Genomic DNA, 3,959 nt, shown 5'->3' with positions numbered 1-3,959 from the left:
GGGGGGGGGGGGGGCGGGGGGGGGGGGGGGGGGGGGGCGGCGGGGGCCCCCCCCCCCCGACCGGTCAGGCCGGCAGCACGGTGCCCTGCGCGACGGCGCAGAGCGTCCGCTCCCCGTCCTCGGCGGCGGTGAACAGCTCGCAGCGGACCACCGCCCGGCGGCGGCCGGTGTGCGCGACCTCGGCCTCCGCGACCAGGGTGGCGCCGGTGGCGGGCCGCACGTACTGGATGGAGAAGCCGCCGGTCAGTACGGCCGGGCCCAGGGTCGTGCCGGCGGCGAAGGTGATCGCGTTGTCGGCCGCGTAGGCGAGGACGCCGCCGTGCAGAAAGCCGTTCTGCTGCTGGAGTTGGGGACGTATGTCCACTTCGAGGGTGGCCGCGCCGTCCCCGAAGGCGGTGAGCCGGGCGCCCACCAGTGCGCTGAACGGCTGTGCGTCGAGCACTTTCTGTGCGGCCGTCAGGTCGATTCCGGTCATGTCGGCACTCCTCTCGTTCTGCCGGGCGCGGCTCCGTTCCCGCGTGCCCGCCCGGTCCGCCGGTATGTCTGCGTCATCACGTGCGCCTCGGCTCACCAGCGGACGGGCAGTCCGCGCGCGCCGCGGATCAGCATGCCGGGAATCCAGTCCGGTTCCCGGTCCGCCTCGGTGTCCAGGGCCAGGCCGGGGCACCGCTCCAGCAGGCTGCGGATCGCGATCCGGCCCTCCATCCGGGCCAGCGGCGCGCCCACGCAGAAGTGGAGGCCGTGTCCGAAGGCCAGGTGGCCCTGGGGTTCGCGGCGGATGTCGAAGGTGCCGGGTTCCGGGTAGCGGCCGCCGTCCCGGTCGGCGCCGGCCAGCGAGACCAGCACCGGGGCGCCCGCGGGGATGATCCGCCGCCCCATCGGGATGTCCTCCCGGGCGAAGCGGAATGTGGCGTTCTCCACCGGCCCGTCGTAGCGCAGCATCTCCTCGACGGCGCCGCCGGTCAGCCCGGGGTCGTCGCGGAGCGCGGCGAGCTGGTCGGGGTGGTCGAGCAGGGCCCGTACGCCGTTGGCGATCAGGTTGACGGTGGTCTCGTGCCCGGCCACCAGCAGCAGGAAGGCCATGCCCATGAGTTCGTCGAAGGAGAGCCGGTCGCCTTCCTCGTCACGCGTCCTGACCAGGGCGCTCATCAGGTCGTCGCCGGGTGAGCGGCGCTTGTCGTCGATGAGTTCGCGCAGGTACTCCCCCATGATCCGCACCGCCTCGGCCTCCTGCTCCGGCGACGTGGGGCTGACCACCTCATTCGACAGGCCGCGGAACCGGTCCCGGTCCAGGTGCGGTACGCCGATCAGTTCGCAGATGACGGTCATCGGCAGCGGGAAGGCGAGGGCGTCGACGAGATCCGCGCGCCCCGCGGGCACCATCGCGTCGAGGAGCCCGTCGGTGATCTCCTGGACGCGCGGACGCAGCGACTCCACCCGGCGGGCGGTGAACTCCCGGGCGACGAGCTTGCGCAGCCGGGTGTGGTGCGGCGCGTCCAGCTCCAGCATGTTCAGGAAGATCGGGTCGACTTCGGGCGCGCCCGGAAGACTGCGCCAGTCCTTCGTGAACCTCGGGTCGGAGAGGGTGGCACGCGCCTCTTCGTACCCCACCACCAGCCAGACGCGCTCGAACTCGTCGGTGCGGACGGTGTGCACCGGTCCGACGGCGCGCATTTTCTCGTAGTACGGATACGGGTTCGCGGTGAATTCCGCGAGTCCGCGCAGATCGATATCGGCCTGACCACTGGCGTCGGACATGGGATCGCCCCTCCCGGTCGTGCGGCTCGTACGGCCCGTTCCCCGCGGGCCCGCCGCTTCACCCTATGCCGGTGGACGATCTCCGTCGTCGTCGGCCAGCCCCGCGTCATGCACCAACAGTGCGATCTGGACACGGTTGTTGAAGCCGAACCGGGCGAGAATCCGGGAGACCTGGGTCTTCACGGTCGCCACGCTGAGGTAGAGGGCGGCGGCGATCTCGGCGTTGGACCGGCCGTGGGCGACGGCGATCGCGACCTCGCGTTCCCGCCCGGCCAGTGCGTCGATCCGCCGCCGGGCCGTGTCGGCGCGCTCGTCGCGGACGCGGGGCCCGGCCCCGGCGGCGCGGTCCATCAACTGCCGGGTCACCGTGGGCGAGAGCACCGGATCCCCGGCGGCCACCCGTCGCACCGCGTCGACGATCCGCGCCGGCGGGGTGTCCTTGAGGACGAATCCGGCCGCCCCGGCCCGGATCGCCCGGAGCACCTGTTCGTCGGCGTGGAAGGTCGTCAGGACGATGACCTCGGGGGCGCCGGGGCGGGTCCGCAGCCGTTCGGTCGCGGTGAGCCCGTCCATGGCCGGCATCCGGAGGTCCATCAGCACCACGTCGGGGCGCAGCCGGTCGGTCAGCGCGGCAACCTCCGTGCCGTCCGCCCCCTCCCCCACGATCTCGATGTCGTCGGCGCCGCCGAACATGAGGGCGAGGCCGGCCCGGACGAGCGGATCGTCGTCGACGACGAGCAGCCGGACCGTGCGCGGGGCCGGCTCCTTCGGGAGAGGCGTGGTCATGGCCGCAACCGTATCGGGGACGGGGCGCGACGCGCGCCGGCCCCGGTGGGCACCGGGCGGGGCCGCGGTTTCGGCGCTCAGGCCGGCCACGGCAGCGTGGCGTGGACGCGGAAGCCGCCGTCCGGCAGCGGTCCGTGGTCCAGGCTGCCCCCGGCCAGCGTGGCGCGTTCGGTGAGGCCGATGAGCCCCTGGCCGGAGCCGGGGACCCGCTCGAAGGGGCCGACGGGCGCCGGGTTGCGCACCTCGACGGTGAGGCCTTCGCCCGGGGCACCGGTGACGCTGACGGTGACCTCGGTGCCGGGGGCGTGCTTGCGGGCGTTGGTCAGGGCCTCCTGGGCGATGCGGTAGACGGTGCGGCCGGTGGCGGCGGGGGCCGCGGCGGGGTCGTCGATCCGGTTGTCGAGGGTGACCCTCATTCCGGCCAGCCGGGACTCGGCCATCAGTTCGTCGAGGGTGGCCAGGGTGGGCTGCGGCCGGTCGCCGTCACCCTCGCCGGGGCTGCGCAGTACGCCGATGATCTCGCGCAGGTCCTGGAGCGCCTCGTGCGCGCTGTCCCGGATGACCCCGGCGGCCCGGGCGACCTCGGCCGTGGGGGCGTCGGGGCGGAATTCGAGGGCGCCCGCGTGCACGCTGAGCAGGGTGAGGCGGTGGGCGAGGACGTCGTGCATCTCGCGGGCGATGGCCTCGCGGGCCAGCCGCTGGGCCTGTTCGGCGCGGAGTTCCGCCTCGGTCTCGGCCCGGCGGGCCCGCTCGCGCAGGGAGACGACGAGCTGTCGTCTGGACCGTACGGCCATGCCCCAGCTGATCACCAGCAGGGTCAGCAGCACCCCGATGAACGTGGCCCCGAGGAACGAGGTGTCCGGGTCGGGGCGCAGATACGGCTGTACGGGGGTGAGGAGCAGGGCCAGCCCCCCGATGACCGCGACCGGCCGGAAGGGCCGGTGCACCGCCAGGCCGAAGAGCGCGACGAGCATCGCCCCGGCCGCGACCGGTTCGACCGCGGAGAGCAGGACCAGCCCCAGCGCCACCCCCACCGGCCATCTCCGGCGCACCCAGAGCGCGCAGCAGGCCAGCGTCCCGAGCAGGATGTCGGTCAGCAGGACGAGCTCGGGGGTGGTCGGATCGGCCTCGATCGCCGCCGCCGCGACCATTCCGACCGCGGCGGCGCAGAGGAACGCGGTCGTGTCGACGATCCAGTCCCGCACCGTGCGGCGGGTGCGGCCGCGCCGGTCGCCGGGGAGCTCCGGGTCGGCCATGGCCGACGGCAGCAGCCAGCGGTATTCCGTACGCGTCATGCCACAAAGCTACCCAGGCCGGGCGGACGGACGGGCCCTACGGGCGGGACGGGCGACCAAAGTCGCACGGGTGGAGACTTTCGGCCGCCGGCACCGGCCCCGCTCCGCCCGCCGTCCGAC

4 protein-coding genes are annotated in these 3,959 nt (G+C 74.1%); all 4 read right to left on the bottom strand.

Translation table 11 applies throughout. The features are described 5' to 3' along the window. Positions 1-64 precede the first annotated feature (64 nt). Complete coding sequence (locus ACFCV8_RS35615; protein WP_376689699.1) at positions 65-475, bottom strand: PaaI family thioesterase; 411 nt, start codon at positions 473-475, stop codon at positions 65-67. 92 nt (positions 476-567) lie between these two features. Further along, positions 568-1,758: a cytochrome P450 gene (locus ACFCV8_RS35610; RefSeq protein ID WP_376689698.1), complete on the bottom strand. Its 1,191-nt coding sequence runs from the start codon at positions 1,756-1,758 to the stop codon at positions 568-570. Positions 1,759-1,821: 63 nt separating this feature from the next. Next, positions 1,822-2,544, bottom strand: coding sequence for a response regulator (locus ACFCV8_RS35605; protein WP_376689696.1), 723 nt, complete (start codon positions 2,542-2,544; stop codon positions 1,822-1,824). A gap of 77 nt (positions 2,545-2,621) precedes the next feature. Continuing rightward, positions 2,622-3,839 (bottom strand): sensor histidine kinase, encoded by a 1,218-nt coding sequence (locus ACFCV8_RS35600; RefSeq protein ID WP_376689695.1) that lies wholly within the window; start codon positions 3,837-3,839, stop codon positions 2,622-2,624. Between the last annotated feature and the right edge of the window lie 120 nt (positions 3,840-3,959).

The sequence above is a fragment of the Streptomyces sp. NPDC056347 genome (assembly GCF_042262625.1).
Lineage (GTDB): Bacteria > Actinomycetota > Actinomycetes > Streptomycetales > Streptomycetaceae > Streptomyces.
The sequence above is the reverse complement of the archived record's forward strand: the minus strand, read 5'-3'. Positions and strand labels throughout refer to the sequence as shown.